The sequence below is a fragment of the Anaerotruncus colihominis genome, from assembly GCF_010206195.1.
Lineage (GTDB): Bacteria > Bacillota > Clostridia > Oscillospirales > Ruminococcaceae > Anaerotruncus > Anaerotruncus colihominis_A.
Map to the genome: position 1 here is coordinate 48,692 of NZ_VIQT01000016.1, position 14,579 is coordinate 63,270.

Below are 14,579 nucleotides of genomic sequence, written 5' to 3' on the forward strand. Positions count from 1 at the left end.
TGCGTTTTTATTCCTCTTTTCCTGTTGGATCAACTTGCCTGTGCACGGCGTGCCCATGCTGTGCGCTGTCATTGGAAACATAGCAGTGCGCATTCTGTGACATCGCCACCAGGAGCGTTTGGGCAACCTCACACTGTTGTGATGTCATTCCCTGGGTTAGAATATCGTTCCAACGCTGCCGCGCCGCGAGTGTAGCCTCGATCACAGGGCGGGCCTTTTCTGTTGCGTAAAGGCGCACAACACGCCGGTCGTTTGGATCGCCCACGCGCCGGATATATCCAAGCTCGTCCAATTTCTGAACAGCGCGCGTCGCGGTGCCGCGGTCAAAATTACCTATCTGCGCCAGTTCCAGCAGGCTGATGCCGGGAAGCTGCGAGATACGAAGCAAAAAGAACTGTTGGCCGCAGCCGATGCCGTATTCACGCAGGACATCGTCGTAATACGACTGCCCGCAGCGGTAAAGGATTGAGATGTGTTTGCTGAAGGAAATCTGCTCCATTTCCATAACCATACCTCGCTTTTTGTAAGGGGCATTCCATAATAGAAGATATAAATAGCATAACATATATTGATTGCGCATACAACCATTTTTGGGGGGGATTTGTCCAATTTTCTGCATCGAAATTGACAGGCGGCATACTTTTATTTATGATGTAAACAGGCAGGAGGGGTAGCTTTGAAGGAATTTGAGAGACGGTATCCGTTGTTTTCACTCTGCGGGCTGAACTGTGGATTATGCCCCATGCATTTAAACGGCTATTGTCCGGGCTGCGGCGGGGGAAAGGGTAATCAGTCCTGCGCAATCGCACGGTGCAGCCTGGGCCGCGGCGGAATCGAGTTTTGCTGCGATTGCATAGAATATCCCTGCGCTCAATATCAGGCGATGACAGAATACGACTCCTTTCTTTCGCACCGTCATATGGCGCATGACCTTGCGCGGCTCCAACAGATTGGACTCGACGCGTACCGCGCCGAATTGGAGGAAAAAATTAAGATTCTGCATACGCTGCTTGACGGCTATAACGATGGGCGGCGAAAGACCTTCTTTTGCACAGCCGTCGCATTGCTGGATCTGGATGTTATCCGCGATGTGATGGACCAGCTTACACAGCAGGAAAATGATGAAATGGTAGCCAGGGAAAAGGCCGCATGCGCGGCGCGCTTATTTGAGGAAGCGGCAAAGCAGCGCAAAATTGTGCTCAAGCTGTGTAAAAAGCCGAAGAAAACGGCTGGGGCCGCCAGGTGAAAAAACGAAAACGCCCCGGCCGTTTGGCCGGGGCATATCCGCACCGTATTTATACATCATTGTGCCTGATCGACTGCTTTTTCGCGTTGTTGTGCTGGTTTTGATTCTCGCGGGTCAGCGGCGTCTGGCCGTTGCATTTTCGGATGCGGACCTCTTTTTTATCCGGCTGGCTGTCCTTGGGCATTGCGCTCGCCTCCTACTGCGTTTGGATGTTGCTGGCGTCGGCCGCGATTTCGTAACCAAGCCTGTTTAGCCGGTGCTCGATCCGGTCGTAAGTGACGCCCGAGCTGTCATAATCGACGCTGACAAGGTGGTTTTGCGTGTTGACGCTGACGGACGATACGCCGCGAAGCGTATCAAGCTTCTGTTTGAGCTCCTTCAGGTCGTGTTTGCCGTCAAGGTTTCTGACAATGAAATAGGCGCTCTCTCGAGACATGTTCTCATCGTCCTTTTGCCGCTGCGCGCCGGCGTTATTCGGCCGCCGTCCCCCGTCGTGCGCAGGGTGTGTGCCGGCGGGTCGATCCTTACAGACCGGGCGGCGTGCGCACGGCTTCTTTTGGGCCGTGCACGCGGGGGAAACGACGCGGTGCGTTTTTTCCCCCGCGATTATGTTGCCCGCGTCCGCTTGTACGATGCGCGCCAATTTTTCGCAGCCGTTGCGGCGGAAAACGGCGCGGATACTTTCAATTTTTTGTTGGAAGCTATTTGAAAAATCAAAATTTCCAAATTTTTCTACTTTAAAATAAACTCTGAAAAACGCGGCCCAAACCGGGCCGCGTTTTTAGCGGAAACTACGATTGCCTGTGCTGTTTTTCAAGCAGCCTGTCAGCCAGCGCGGCGTCCGGTTCGACGATCGCAGTCTGATACGGCTCGTAGAGCACAAGCCCCGGCCTGCCGGATGGGTGTTTCCACACGTTGCGCACCTGTGTATAGTCGACCGCGACTTTCCCTGATTCCCGCGCCTTGGAATGATACGCGGCGATAACGGCGGCCTGCTCGAGCGTGCGGTCCGGGACATCCTGTCCCTGCGTCACAATTACGACATGCGAGCCGGGGATTTTCTGTGTATGCAGCCAGATATCGTTTTTGCGGCTGTCCTTGAGCGTCAGGCGGTCGTTTTGCAGGTTGTTGCGCCCGCATAAAATCGTGAAGCCGTCATCCGAGACAAAGCGCAGCGGCGCGAGGCGCTCCTCTTTCATGCCGCGCCGCGCCGTGCGCCGCACATAGCCCTGTGCTGCAAGCTCCTCGCGGATGGCGTTCAGCTCCGATTCGAGCGAGGCGCGCGCCAGCTCGTCAAATACGCTGTCGAGGTAAACCAGTTCGGACTCGCCCTGCTCGATGAGTGCGCGCAGCTTCTTTTCGGCTGTGTCGGCCTTGCGGTAGCGCGCGTAATACCGCTGCGCGTTCTGGCTCGGCGTGAGCATCGGATCGAGCGGGATTTTTATTTTGGGGCAGCCGTCCTCATAGTAATTTTCAACCTCCGCGAAGGGCTGGCCCTTCTCAAGGCTGTAAAGGTTCGCGTTGATCAGATCGCCGTAGATTTTAAGCGTTTCACGCTCCGTCGATTCAAGCAGCTCCTTGCGCTGCGCCGCCAGCTTGCGCGCGGTGCGCTCGCTCAGATTCGCAAGCAGGCGCAGAAGATCCGCGCCGCGCTGGCGCATCCGGTCAATGCGGTCGCGCTCGCTGTAAAAGCTGTCAAGCAGCGCGCTGTAGGTGTCAAAATCACGGCTGACGAGCGTATGCCCATACTGGTTGATATCGATATAGGTGAAATCCGACGGCTTGCCGGCGGCGTCAATGAGCATCACCGGATGGACCTCATCGCGATTGAGCTTATCGGAGAGCTGCGAAAGATAAAATTTGAGCCGCGTTTCCCGCTCGCCGTCAAGCTGAGAAACAGGCGTTTCCCAGTCGCGCGCGGCGTTCCAGGCGATTTCGCGGCAGACAAGCGGGCTCATACCCTCAAGCGCCGATATCAACGCCTTGTAAAGCGGCTGTTCCGGCGTATTATGCAGCCGGCTTACAATTTCCGAGGGCGCGGCCGTATAGATGTCCAGGCGGCTGCCGGCCGGCACATGCGTATACGTCATACCGGGCAATACCGGGCGCACCCGCGACATTTCATCGCTCACGCGTTTGACCGCGTCGATGATGCGTCCCTCCTGGTCGACAAGGATAATGTTGCTGTGCCGGCCCATAATTTCGGCGGACAGCGTCAATACAACGCGGTCGCCAAGCTCGTTTGTCGTTTCAAAGTGGAAATGCAGGATGCGGTCAAGCCCCGCCTGCGTGATATCGACGAGCTTTGCGCCCGTCAGATGCTTGCGCATCAGCATACAAAACATCGGCGGCGACTTGGGGTTGTCCTGCGCCAGCTCGGTGAAATGTACGCGCGGATTTGATGCCGACGCCGACAAAAGAAGCTTGCGGTTTCCGGCGCGCGCGCGCATGGCGATCACGATCGTTTCACGGGCCGGCTGATAAATCTTGTCAACGCGCCCGCCGGCGACCGCGCCGGCCAGTTCGCGCCGCAGCCGGGTCAAAAATACTCCGTCCAGAGGCATATACGTTCTCCTAAATGTACGAGGTTTTCGATGAAGGATAAAAACCGGGGCCGTTGACGGCCGCAGACCGCTTAAAGCGTCTTGAGAAAGCGGTCGATCCGCTTGAGGGCTTCGAGCAGATGGTTGACAGAATAGGAATAAGAAATGCGCACAAACCCTTCGCCGCTTTCACCAAACGCGTCGCCCGGAACAACGGCGACGCGTTCCGCCTCCAGCAGACGCATACAGAAGTCGTTGCTGGAAAGGCCCGTCGAGCGGATGCTGGGAAAGACATAGAACGCGCCCTCGGGCGAGAAGCAGTCAAGCCCCATGCGGTTCAGCCCATCCACGAGCAGGCGGCGGCGCATATCATATTGGCCGCGCATCTCCTCAATGTCGGCGTCGCCGTTTTTGAGCGCCTCGATCGCGGCGTACTGGCTTGTTGTGGGGGCGCACATGATCGAAAACTGATGTATTTTTGTCATCTGCGCAATCACTGGGGCAGGACCCGCGGCATAGCCAAGGCGCCAGCCAGTCATGGCGTAGCTTTTGGAGAAGCCCTGCACCAAAATAGTGCGCTCCTTCATGCCATCGATTTCCGCAAAGGAAATATGGCGTTCGTCGCCATACGTCAATTCGGCGTAGATTTCATCCGATAGAACCATGATATTGGTCCCGCGCAGCACCTCTGCGATCGCCTCCAGATGCGCGCGCCGCATGACTGCGCCAGTCGGATTGCTGGGGAAGGGCAGGATCAGCAGTTTTGTGCGCGGGGTAATGGCCGCCTTCAATTGTTCCGGCGTCAGTCTGAACGCGTCCCCGGCACGTGTGGCGATTGGCACGGGCACGCCGCCGGTCAGCTCGGCGATCGGCGTGTAACAGACAAACGACGGCTCTACAACGAGCACCTCGTCGCCCGGCTCCACGAGCGCGCGGATAGCGATGTCGATCGCTTCGGAGCCGCCGACCGTGATCAGCAGCTCTTTTCTGGGGTCGTATTCAAGGGTGAAGCGGCGCTTCAAATAGCCGCAGGCCGCCTCGCGAAGCTGTATGAGCCCGGAGTTGGCCGTATACCAGGTATGTCCGCGTTCCAGGCTTTCGATGCCGGCGCGGCGGATATTCCAGGGCGTCTTGAAATCAGGTTCGCCGACGCCGAGTGAAATCACGTCGTCCATCTCTGCGGCGATATCGAAAAACTTGCGGATGCCCGACGGCTTGATCGCAACAGCGCGGCGGCTTAAAATTTTGTCGTAGTCTATCACAGGGAGGTTACCTCCCGTTCATCCTTGAAATCGTCGACCATCATCTGGCCGCGCTGTTTGTACTTTTTCAGCACAAAATGCGTGCTGGTCGACTGGACCGGCTCAAGCGGCGCGAGGCGGTGCGCCACAAAAAGCGCGATGTCTTTGAACGTCTTTCCGCTGATCGTCAGCGCCAGATCATAGCCGCCGCTCATCAGATAGCAGGTCTCCACCTCGCGGAACTGGGAGATGGTGTAGGCGATCTCCTCAAATCCCATTGTCCCCTTTGGAATGACCTTGATCTCGATGCGCGCCGAAACAAGGTTGCGGTCGGTCTGATCCCAGTCGATCAGCGCCTTGTAGCCGCGGATGACGCCCAGCTTCTCAAAATCGGCGATCGTCTGCGCGACATCCTGTTCATCCTCGCCGAGCATGACGGCAAGCTGCTCGTTCGTAAGCTTTGCGTTGTCGTCGATCAACCTTAACAGTTTTTCCTTGTTTTGTTCCTTCATGCTTCGCGCACCCCTTTTTCGTCTGTTCAGATAATCTTAAACTGGAGCGGATGGCGCTCCTTATAAAATGTGAAGTATGAAAATCCGGCTTCAAGCAGCAATTCCATTCCGGAATCGATACCGCGTCCGAGCGCGTCGGCCGAATGGGCGTCCGAGCCGAGCGTGATATACTCGCCGCCAAGCTCCCGGTACCGTTTGACATAGCAAAGCGGCGGCATGGTGTCGCGCAGAGCGCCGTACAGCCCGGAGGTGTTGATCTCAATCGCGCGTCCGTTCTGCGCTGTAAGGCGCAGAATCTCCTCGATCTTGTCGTCGTAGCGGCGCAGGTCGACACGAATTTTATGCTTGCCGGTGATATAGCGCAGCGGATAGGTCAGATGTCCGATGACATCAAACTGATTAAGCTGCGCGGCCTTGACCAGATATGTAAAATATTCCTCCAGCAGGCGGTCGATATCGCCGCTGCTCCACGCGCCAAAGTCGCTGTAATAAATATCCTCCCCAGACAGCGTGTTGTGCTGTGAAACCATCACCATGTCAAACGGGAAACGCTCAAGGATGGAGCTGGTCAGGGCCGGGTCATAAAGCACGTCGGAAAGTTCGATGCCCGCCATAACCGCGAGCTTTCCGTTAAACACGCGCCGCGCCTTCTGCGCCTCAAATACGGACTGTGTGACGCGCATTTCGTACTGGCCTTCTTCAAAGGTGCGCAGCTCGCAGTGATCGGTGATGCAGATGCCGGGGATTTCCTTCTCTACGGCCCTTTCGCACATGAACATGACGGAATGGTGCGCGTCGGAGGAATTGTCGGAATGGGTATGGCTGTCAAAAATGTTGCTGAACATGATGATCCTCCTGTATATATTTAGGGCTTGTTTGAAAACAGACGAATTGCCGGATCATTCACAGAAAAAGACGGTTGTTCCGATTTTTCAAACAGCCTTAGATCAATGGGGGCGGCTTTTGCCGCGTCCCGCTGAGAATTTGCAATTCATTTTCATAGTATAGCATACGGCAATATAAATAGTATAGCATTTTTATGAAAAATGTGCTATACTATTCCAACCGTGATACAAGGCGAACGGCCGGCGCGGGCGCCGGGCTTGGAACCTGTATTCACAGCCGGGGGATGCCGGACAGGCGAAGGGGTTTGTACCCGGTCAAGGCAAATTTTTGCAGGCGGGCTGTCGCCCGGCAAGAAAATTTAACGCCAAGCGGGGGCAAAAGACCCGTCTGAACGGCGCTTGGCGACTGTGAATACAGGTTCTTACAATCAGGTTTGGGAGGTAACAGAGTATGCGTGCTGTTTTAACTGTCATCGGCAAGGACCATGTTGGTATCTTGTCCAAGGTGGCCAACAAATGCGCCGAGTGCAACGCGAATATTATTGAGGTTACGCAGACCGTTTTGCAGGATTTGTTCTGCATGATTATGATGGTTGATATTTCCAGCGTCAACTGCGAGCTGTCCGAGCTTGTCTATCAGATGAACCAGCTCGGCGAAAAGGCCGGCCTGTCCATCCATGTCATGCATGAGGACGTGTTTAATTCGATGCACCGCATCTGACGAAGGAGTAAACTTATGCTTAATACCAGCGATGTTCTTGAAACAATCCGCATGATCCAGGATCAAAACCTGGATATCCGCACGATCACGATGGGCATATCGCTGCTTGACTGCGCGGACGGCAGCATCGAACGGTCCTGTGAAAAGGTCTATAACAAGATTGCGTGCTGCGCCAAAGACCTGGTGAAAACAGGCGAGGCGCTGGAGATGGAGTACGGCGTCCCCATCATCAACAAGCGCATTTCCGTGACGCCAATCGCCATGCTGGCCGCCGCTTCCGGCGGCGATCCCGTGAAGTACGCGCTGGCGCTTGAGCGCGCCGCCTGTGAGGTGGGCGTCAACTTCATCGGCGGTTTTTCCGCCCTTGTACATAAGGGCTTTGCCGCGGGCGACGAGGCGCTGATCAACGCCATTCCTGAGGCGCTCAAGGCCACTGGCCATGTCTGCGCGTCCGTCAACATCGGTTCAACTAAGACGGGCATCAACCTCGACGCGGTCGGCCTGATGGGACGCATCGTGCGCCGCTGCGCGGAGATCACAGCCGACAACAACTGTTTCGCGGCCGCCAAGCTCGTCGTGTTCTGCAATGCGCCGGAGGATAACCCGTTTATGGCCGGCGCGTTCCACGGGGCGGGCGAGCCTGACTGCGTCATCAACGTCGGCGTGTCAGGACCGGGCGTTGTGCGCGCCGCCCTGGCCGCCGCGCCAAAGGACCTCAATATCACTGAGGTTGCCGAGCTGATTAAAAAGACGGCGTTTAAGATCACACGCATGGGCCAGTTGATCGGCTCCGAAGCGAGCCGCCGGCTTGGCGTGCCGTTTGGCATTGTCGATCTGTCGCTTGCGCCGACGCCGGCCATCGGCGATTCCGTGGCGCATATCATTGAGGAAATCGGTATCGAAAAGTGCGGCGGCTGCGGTACGACGGCGGCGCTTGCTCTGCTCAACGACGCAGTCAAAAAGGGCGGCGTGATGGCGTCCTCGGCTGTGGGCGGCCTGTCCGGTGCATTTATCCCCGTTTCGGAGGACGCGGGCATGATTGACGCGGCCCGCTGCGGCGCGCTTTCGATTGAAAAGCTTGAAGCGATGACGGCCGTCTGTTCGGTCGGACTTGATATGATCGCCGTGCCGGGCGACACGCCGGCTGAGGTGATCGCGGCGATCATCGCCGACGAGGCGGCGATCGGCATGGTCAATTCCAAAACGACCGCTGTGCGTATCATCCCCGCCGTCGGCCGTGAGGCTGGCGAGGAGCTTGAGTTCGGTGGCCTGTTCGGCAGCGGCCCGATCATGAAGGTCAACACCTTTTCGCCGGCACGCTTTATAGGCCGCGGCGGCCGTATCCCGGCGCCGCTCCAGTCGTTGAAAAACTGATGATTCGCTCCATAGAGCAGCCCCCGGTTTCCAAAGAAACCGGGGGCTGCTGTTGTAAAGAGAGGGAAAACGTCCGTTTATCTTCCAGTATTCGGAACCGGTTTGATGTTCTGATTGATGTTAATGGTGGGTCCCTTGTTTGAATTGTTCTGATTGTTGTTGCCGCTGTTGTTATTGTTGTTTGACGGCTTCCTTTTATCGACGTTCGCCTTGCCGTCGGAAATAATATAGGTGCCAAGCGTGCGCGTCTGAAGTGTCAGCACGGAATCACCGTCGTCATTTTCGCCAAAGGAGAAGCTGTTTGAACGGTCGATCAGCTCGCCATCGACCACTTCGTAAACGTAAATCTTGTTTTTGTTGACGGTCATCCGCCCATTGTCGTCAACGTATGGGTTATAAAGCGACAATGTCGCGCGGGAAGTGCAAGGCAGCTTCGGGTTGCCGACAAAATCATAGAGGTATGCATTGCGATTGTTAAAATATTCGGTATAATCCTCGCTGTTCCAGGCTGTTGAAAGGCGCGGGCAATAGTAGTTGACCTCGGAGTCGGCGCGGAAACGGACCGACGCAATATAACCGTTGCTGTTTTCCCAGGTGACAGTATTGATCTCATTTTTGACCGGTTTGATCACAACGCCTTTTTCACCTGCATAGAAGGTCGCGTCGTCATCGGTGATCTGCTGGTTGCCAATATAGAATTTAAAGTTTTTGTAATAGGTGTCACCTGATTTGAGATAGCCGGGGGTCGTACTGCCGCCAACGCTGGACAGGCGGTCGATCTCGGCCTGTTTATCATTGATCGCGTCGAGACGCGCCTTGCGGGCGGATTTGACGCTGTTGACAAGCGGGCGCACCTGCTCCTGTGTGATAACAGGATCGGGCGTAACGGTTGAACTCTCTTGTTGGAGCTGCGCAAGTTCGGTTTTATAACCGTCCAGCTTTGCGCCGTCTCCGGCCTTATAACCGGCGAGGGCGTTCTCAGCGTCACGCACAGCCTGCTGTGCGGCGGCGATGGTGTTTTGCAGGCTGTCGACCTCCCGCTGCGCTGTGGGGATACGGTTTGTTTCGTAGTCATTGATCATTGCTGCAAGCGCGGGCGTCTCGGATTGGACGGCGCTGCGGATCGTTGCGACCGCCGTGTCGCGGACTGCGTCGGCGCCTGCATTTGTATTTGTCAGAACGGCAGTTGTGGCGCTCATCATCATGATATCCGATTCTCCATGATCTCCAACGCTTTCCATTCCAGGGTCCAGGGAATCGTCTGAGCCAACGGAGAAGCTGCTGTCGAGGTCGCCGAAAGCGTCGCTGTCGGTTCCGGGCGGCGTAACCGGTGTGGCTGGTGTGAGGCTGGAGGGCGGCAGCGGTGCGCTGTAAACAATATTGTCAAGCATGTTCGGTGTGATCGCGGAGCCGTCGTACATCGAGGTTTGCGCCGGATGATATTTCTGCACGGCGGCCTTGAGCGCATTGAAAGTCGTTTCTGAAGGCGCAACGTCATAATTTGTCAGCGCAGTGCTGATCCCTGCCAGCAGAGATTGGCGCTCTTTGAAGCCTGCCAGCTCAGCACGCAGATCATTTACCTTCTGCTGCGCGGCGGCGCTGTCTGGAACGCTGACCCGTTTATTGGAAACTTCCGCCTCAAGCCGGCGGATTTCAGTCTCAATGCGGGAAATCTCCTGATTCAGATAATCCATGCGTTCCTTGCGCTTGGCCGCCTCCTGAGCGGCCTGCTGATTCGATTGGTTGACACCCGCCTGAGACGGCAACCCTGACAGAAGCGAATCGAGCTGTGCGTCGGTCAGAGATGCAATGGCGCCCCAGGACGGCGTCGCGCCGGATACAACGTTCGCAAGTGCGTTTTCCGCATCGGTTATCGCCTGCAAAATTTCATTGACCCTGCGTTCAGAACTTGTAGCTGGGACAGAGAAGGGCGTTTTGTCATTGAGCGCGGCCTTTTCCCGCTGAAGCTGTGTCAGAGCTGTGCTGCCGCCGGTAGATGTGTCGCTGCTGGTAGCGGGACGGAAACTTGGAAAACTTCCGGACAGTCCCGAGGTGATCGCAACCAGGTCCTTTTTGGCGCGGAATTGGGCCTCCATCTCAATTTTATATTCATCCTCGGTGAAATTGTCCTTCACACGGAATTGGATACAAACATACCGGGTTCCACCAAATTTTTTCTCAATCAGTTCGGCGTCGTCGATATATTTGCCGTTTGTCTTTTTCTTCATAGAAAAACGCAGGTAATCAGAATTCGTCAGAATATCATAATCGCTTGACGGCCCGATCACATAATAATAGTAGCTGCCTGGAGCATACGCATCATATTCTGAGTCAGCGATTTCGCCGTCGCTGTCAACGACCTGGTCAATGATACTGCGGTTATAGGCGAAGGATGTCACGTTGATCGAGAGCGCGCATGCACATGCAAGCAGCGCCGCAACGATTCTTTTCATATTCATAAAAAGCGCCTCCTTTTCGGCTTAATATTAAGAAAATCAGTTTGGTGTGGCCAGCTTGTTACTAATATAACCAAAATGATTTCCAATTAGGGACATTGTATTTGTAACAATTTTGTGAAAGAACTGTGAATGCCTGTTCTGTGATAAAAAGATTACTGCATAAGTGTTGTATATTGCAGGGATTATGCCCTGTTCTGCACCTGCCCAACGGATTTTGAAAAACAGACGCGTTCATAAGAACGAAGGCGGCCGGCAGTTACTGCCGGCCGCCTTTTATTGTCAGCTCATTGCGCCATTCGATAATCATAAAGCAGATCGTCGCCAACTTTGAGCGACAGAGGCTTATAACCGCCGCCAGTACCGCCGTTGAACGACAGGACTGCCGTATAAGGCTGTGTGACGCTCTCGCCGCTTGCAATCTTGCGGTCGAACGTCTGCGTAACAGTGTAGAAGGATCCATCGAATTGCACGGAAAGATCTGATTTGCGGAAATGGACACTCCCCGGATTGTAAGCGGCCGCAGTTACCATTTCCTGTGCGCAGGAAACGGCATACTGCTCCTCATCCGAAAGAGCAGTTGTATGTACCGCTGATGACGTATGCCCAATAGAGTCCCCCGCGTTATGAGAACGCAGGAAAAAAAGCGCAGCGGCCACAGCGGCCAGAAGAATAAAAATAAAGAGCAGCCATTTGAGCATAGGCAAATGCTTTTTCGCTGTGACGGGGTCATCAGGCGCGCTTTCTTCAAACGCTGGAAGCAGTTCCGGCTCTGGTTCCATTGGATGAAGCGGCGTTTGTCCGCTCAAACAAGGCTCGCAGACATCAGCGGTGCTGTCCTCCGACAGCGGTCCGCCGCAAAGGATACAGGTACGTACTGGCGAGCCATCTCCATTTTCATCAGAAGATTTGAAAGCAGCCGCAGGGGCGCCGCAGTGAAGACAGTATTGGCTTTTACGCGGAATGCGCCTGCCGCAAGAAGGACAAACCATGCAGGCCCTCCTTTTTGTTGGAATGTTGTACGACCATTATTATACGATTGCCCTTCATAAAATGCAAGGAAAATGAGGCAAGGCCAATTGAATACTGGACAAAGTGCAGGAAATGTAAAAAAAGGATGAAAAAATGTAAAAATTGTATTTCTTTATTTTAAATTTTGTTTTATAATATAAGTACAGAATTTATTGTAAAATTAAAAAAATCCGCAGATATGGCAAAATTAATTGTAACTATAATACCAATTCTTCAATTCTGTACCTATGACATTTGGAAAAGGATCGAAGAATGTATTATGATGTCGAAAAGAGGTGTTTTGGATGAACAGCAGTCAGATTATTCAAAAAAATATTCGGTATCTGCGCACGACGCTTGGAATCACACAGGAACAACTGGCGTTTATTTCTGGTCTGACTTCAGCATGTGTCAGCAGATTGGAACGCGACAGCAAATGCAATCCGACGGTTCAGACACTTGACCATATCGCGGAGGGCCTTAAAATCCAAACAGCGCAGTTGTTTGATGAACAGCTTGCGTCGGAGGAAGGCAAGTGCATTACAGAGCTTCAACGCTGCATGAATGAAATCATGAAGCTTGATGCGGATAAACAGCGGGATGTTATCCATCTGCTGGACAATTATATCCAATTGGGCCAAATTTTCTAACAACAGGCGCAATACGCAATAAAAGTGATAAAACTTGCGGCGCTGCCTGTTTTCTCCATGGTTGCATGGGATTTACATCGCCTTGCATGACTGGTATAATGATTGCAGCAAATAGGTTGCCCCTTATAAGACAGCCGCCCGTTGTGGCTGGCGATTCCATACATGCGACGCCGCTGATTTCCAAAGGCGGGGCCCGCTTTTGCGTGTATGCAGGGATGAAGGGAGCGCCACAGCAAAACGGACAAGGGGATGTATCAATCTATGGGCAGTTATATCGAGCGCGCGCTTGCTCTCCATAAAGAGGGGTGTAATTGTGCGCAGGCGGTGCTTTGTGCCTACAGTACACAATTTGACCTTGATGAACGGATGGCTTTTCGCATTTCAGAGGGCTTTGGCGGCGGGATTGGAGGCTCTCATGACGGGATCTGCGGGGCGGCGGCCGCTATTTATATGCTTGCGGGCCTGAAAAACAGCAGCGGAGCGGTTGCGGACGGTCTCACGAAAAAGGATACATATGCGCTGATCCGTTTCTTGTCTAAGGCGTTTGCAGAGGAAAATGGAAGCAATATTTGCAGGGAGCTTCTGGAGTTGAATGGCCAACATAAGCTGACCTGTGCAGATCGCGTGGCAAGCGCGGGCCGGATTGTTGAGCGGTTCCTGTTGGATGCTCCTGCATGAACGCGTATAATTGCACGCTCTGTCCGCGCCGGTGCGGTGCGGACAGGGTGCGTGGAACCGGCTTCTGCGGCGGCGGAAATCATGTGCGCGCGGCGCGCGCGGCTCTGCATGCCTGGGAGGAGCCGTGCATCAGCGGCACGCGCGGTTCTGGAACGGTATTCTTTTCGGGCTGCGCGTTGCAATGCTGCTTTTGTCAAAATCATGAAATCAGCGCCGGGAGATTTGGAAAAGAATTGACAGTGCAGCAACTTGCAGATATTTTTCTTTCGCTCCAGAAGCAGGGCGCGCACAATATCAATCTGGTTAATCCGACGCATTTTGCGCCTTGGGCAGCGCGGGCTGTGCGCCTGGCGCGTCCGCGTTTGCGAGTTCCGGTTGTATGTAATACAGGCGGCTATGAATCGATGGAGACGCTGCGCGCGCTGGAAAGCATGATAGATGTCTATCTGCCCGATTTTAAGTATGTCGATGCGCGCCGTAGCGCGCGTTATTCGGGAGCGGCCGATTATTTTAAAGTAGTATCGGCCGCTTTGCCGGAGATGCTCCGTCAAGTGGGTCGTGTTGAGATGGACGTGAATGGGGTGCTGCAAAAGGGTTTGTTGATCCGCCATCTCGTGCTGCCCAAGGGCGCGGAGGATTCGATTGCTGTTTTGGAATGGATTGCATCAAATTTGCCACGGGATGAAATTTTAATCAGCCTGATGGCTCAATACACACCGTCGCATCACAGCGCGCGGTATCCGGAAATTGATCGGCGTGTCAGCACCTATGAGTACAATCGTGTTTTGCAACGCGCGCGGGAACTTGGACTCAATGGGTATATGCAGGAGCGCGCTTCCGCATGTGCAGAATTCACGCCGACATTCCGATTGGAGGGGCTTTGATTGACCAAATCTCAATAAACGGATCAGGCGGCACGGACCCGGCGGCGTGCGGCCGGGTGCGCGATAACCCTGCCGGTATGGCTGGCTTTGCGTGGGTTATACGTGGCGGTACGCTTTGGGCGGCCGCCTTTTTTTGCGTAGAAAAGTGCGCATCCGCCGAAAAATAAGAGTTGGAACGCCAGCTCAGGGAAGCTGATGCCGCCGGTTTCCCACGCTCCAAGCGAGCCGATCATTAAAAAGACAGAAATGATGGAAAGCAGTTGATACAGTTGGCGTGCGCGGTATAGCAGCTTCATATGGGGAACCTTCTTTCTCGTTGTCAAATGCGGTTGTTACATTCACTATAATACAACTTAATATAGTTGTCAAGTGCTATTTTAACAACTTTTTCTAAAAATACGGATTGACATAGACAACA

Annotated in this window: 16 protein-coding genes; 6 read left to right on the forward strand and 10 right to left on the reverse strand. The window is 54.3% G+C overall.

Annotated features, from left to right (window positions below; translation table 11 throughout):
- Positions 1-7: 7 nt before the first annotated feature.
- Entirely contained in the window at positions 8-505 is a 498-nt protein-coding gene (locus tag FMM72_RS11290; RefSeq protein ID WP_243151672.1) for a MarR family winged helix-turn-helix transcriptional regulator, read from the reverse strand.
- Positions 506-676: 171 nt separating this feature from the next.
- On the opposite strand from FMM72_RS11290, the gene FMM72_RS11295 reads away from it, so the two are divergent.
- On the forward strand, positions 677-1,246 hold the full coding sequence (locus FMM72_RS11295; protein WP_162221482.1) for a DUF3795 domain-containing protein: 570 nt from the start codon (positions 677-679) through the stop codon (positions 1,244-1,246).
- 49 nt (positions 1,247-1,295) lie between these two features.
- On the opposite strand, the gene FMM72_RS17405 is transcribed toward FMM72_RS11295, so the two are convergent.
- From FMM72_RS17405 to FMM72_RS11320, 6 genes are all read right to left on the reverse strand, one after another.
- A complete protein-coding gene (locus FMM72_RS17405) occupies positions 1,296-1,430 on the reverse strand; it encodes a hypothetical protein (RefSeq protein WP_006874072.1) in 135 nt (44 codons plus the stop codon).
- A gap of 12 nt (positions 1,431-1,442) precedes the next feature.
- Positions 1,443-1,682 carry a heavy-metal-associated domain-containing protein gene (locus FMM72_RS11300; protein ID WP_160210194.1) on the reverse strand — a complete coding sequence of 80 codons (240 nt, stop codon included), beginning with the start codon at positions 1,680-1,682 and terminating at the stop codon, positions 1,443-1,445.
- A 355-nt stretch (positions 1,683-2,037) separates the two neighbouring features.
- On the reverse strand, positions 2,038-3,810 hold the full coding sequence (locus FMM72_RS11305) for an Rqc2 family fibronectin-binding protein (protein WP_162221483.1): 1,773 nt from the start codon (positions 3,808-3,810) through the stop codon (positions 2,038-2,040).
- Positions 3,811-3,881: 71 nt separating this feature from the next.
- Positions 3,882-5,048, reverse strand: coding sequence for an aminotransferase class I/II-fold pyridoxal phosphate-dependent enzyme (locus tag FMM72_RS11310; RefSeq protein ID WP_162221565.1), 1,167 nt, complete (start codon positions 5,046-5,048; stop codon positions 3,882-3,884).
- Positions 5,048-5,542 (reverse strand): Lrp/AsnC family transcriptional regulator, encoded by a 495-nt coding sequence (locus tag FMM72_RS11315; RefSeq protein WP_160210171.1) that lies wholly within the window; start codon positions 5,540-5,542, stop codon positions 5,048-5,050. Before FMM72_RS11315 ends, FMM72_RS11310 begins: the two co-directional genes overlap by 1 nt.
- A gap of 26 nt (positions 5,543-5,568) precedes the next feature.
- Complete coding sequence (locus FMM72_RS11320) at positions 5,569-6,387, reverse strand: histidinol-phosphatase HisJ family protein (protein WP_160210172.1); 819 nt, start codon at positions 6,385-6,387, stop codon at positions 5,569-5,571.
- 451 nt (positions 6,388-6,838) lie between these two features.
- Between FMM72_RS11320 and FMM72_RS11325 the strand changes: the two genes are divergently transcribed.
- On the forward strand, positions 6,839-7,108 hold the full coding sequence (locus tag FMM72_RS11325; RefSeq protein ID WP_160210173.1) for an ACT domain-containing protein: 270 nt from the start codon (positions 6,839-6,841) through the stop codon (positions 7,106-7,108).
- Positions 7,109-7,123: 15 nt separating this feature from the next.
- Positions 7,124-8,482: a PFL family protein gene (locus tag FMM72_RS11330; protein WP_162221484.1), complete on the forward strand. Its 1,359-nt coding sequence runs from the start codon at positions 7,124-7,126 to the stop codon at positions 8,480-8,482.
- A gap of 77 nt (positions 8,483-8,559) precedes the next feature.
- Here FMM72_RS11330 and FMM72_RS11335 read toward each other — a convergent pair whose 3' ends face one another.
- Both FMM72_RS11335 and FMM72_RS11340 read right to left on the reverse strand, forming a co-directional pair.
- Positions 8,560-10,941, reverse strand: a complete 2,382-nt coding sequence (locus tag FMM72_RS11335; RefSeq protein WP_162221485.1) for a hypothetical protein — start codon at positions 10,939-10,941, stop codon at positions 8,560-8,562.
- Positions 10,942-11,225: 284 nt separating this feature from the next.
- A complete protein-coding gene (locus FMM72_RS11340; RefSeq protein WP_162221486.1) occupies positions 11,226-11,930 on the reverse strand; it encodes a zinc ribbon domain-containing protein in 705 nt (234 codons plus the stop codon).
- Between the two features lie 324 nt (positions 11,931-12,254).
- On the opposite strand from FMM72_RS11340, the gene FMM72_RS11345 reads away from it, so the two are divergent.
- From FMM72_RS11345 to FMM72_RS11355, 3 genes are all read left to right on the forward strand, one after another.
- Positions 12,255-12,599, forward strand: coding sequence for a helix-turn-helix domain-containing protein (locus FMM72_RS11345; protein ID WP_160210177.1), 345 nt, complete (start codon positions 12,255-12,257; stop codon positions 12,597-12,599).
- Positions 12,600-12,860: 261 nt separating this feature from the next.
- Positions 12,861-13,277, forward strand: a complete 417-nt coding sequence (locus FMM72_RS11350; protein ID WP_160210178.1) for a C-GCAxxG-C-C family protein — start codon at positions 12,861-12,863, stop codon at positions 13,275-13,277.
- On the forward strand, positions 13,274-14,161 hold the full coding sequence (locus FMM72_RS11355; protein WP_162221487.1) for a radical SAM protein: 888 nt from the start codon (positions 13,274-13,276) through the stop codon (positions 14,159-14,161). The genes FMM72_RS11350 and FMM72_RS11355 overlap by 4 nt, the downstream gene beginning before the upstream one ends.
- Before the next feature lie 23 nt (positions 14,162-14,184).
- On the opposite strand, the gene FMM72_RS11360 is transcribed toward FMM72_RS11355, so the two are convergent.
- Positions 14,185-14,457: a hypothetical protein gene (locus FMM72_RS11360; RefSeq protein WP_162221488.1), complete on the reverse strand. Its 273-nt coding sequence runs from the start codon at positions 14,455-14,457 to the stop codon at positions 14,185-14,187.
- Between the last annotated feature and the right edge of the window lie 122 nt (positions 14,458-14,579).

Coding starts and splice junctions, on each gene's coding strand:
- FMM72_RS11350 (WP_160210178.1), top strand. CDS start 12,861: ATGGGCAGTTATATCGAGCGCGCGCTTGCTCTCCATAAAGAGGGGTGT.
- FMM72_RS11360 (WP_162221488.1), bottom strand. CDS start 14,457: ATGAAGCTGCTATACCGCGCACGCCAACTGTATCAACTGCTTTCCATC.
- FMM72_RS11325 (WP_160210173.1), top strand. CDS start 6,839: ATGCGTGCTGTTTTAACTGTCATCGGCAAGGACCATGTTGGTATCTTG.
- FMM72_RS11305 (WP_162221483.1), bottom strand. CDS start 3,810: ATGCCTCTGGACGGAGTATTTTTGACCCGGCTGCGGCGCGAACTGGCC.
- FMM72_RS17405 (WP_006874072.1), bottom strand. CDS start 1,430: ATGCCCAAGGACAGCCAGCCGGATAAAAAAGAGGTCCGCATCCGAAAA.
- FMM72_RS11290 (WP_243151672.1), bottom strand. CDS start 505: ATGGAAATGGAGCAGATTTCCTTCAGCAAACACATCTCAATCCTTTAC.
- FMM72_RS11300 (WP_160210194.1), bottom strand. CDS start 1,682: ATGTCTCGAGAGAGCGCCTATTTCATTGTCAGAAACCTTGACGGCAAA.
- FMM72_RS11340 (WP_162221486.1), bottom strand. CDS start 11,930: ATGGTTTGTCCTTCTTGCGGCAGGCGCATTCCGCGTAAAAGCCAATAC.
- FMM72_RS11335 (WP_162221485.1), bottom strand. CDS start 10,941: ATGAATATGAAAAGAATCGTTGCGGCGCTGCTTGCATGTGCATGCGCG.
- FMM72_RS11330 (WP_162221484.1), top strand. CDS start 7,124: ATGCTTAATACCAGCGATGTTCTTGAAACAATCCGCATGATCCAGGAT.
- FMM72_RS11345 (WP_160210177.1), top strand. CDS start 12,255: ATGAACAGCAGTCAGATTATTCAAAAAAATATTCGGTATCTGCGCACG.
- FMM72_RS11315 (WP_160210171.1), bottom strand. CDS start 5,542: ATGAAGGAACAAAACAAGGAAAAACTGTTAAGGTTGATCGACGACAAC.
- FMM72_RS11355 (WP_162221487.1), top strand. CDS start 13,274: ATGAACGCGTATAATTGCACGCTCTGTCCGCGCCGGTGCGGTGCGGAC.
- FMM72_RS11320 (WP_160210172.1), bottom strand. CDS start 6,387: ATGTTCAGCAACATTTTTGACAGCCATACCCATTCCGACAATTCCTCC.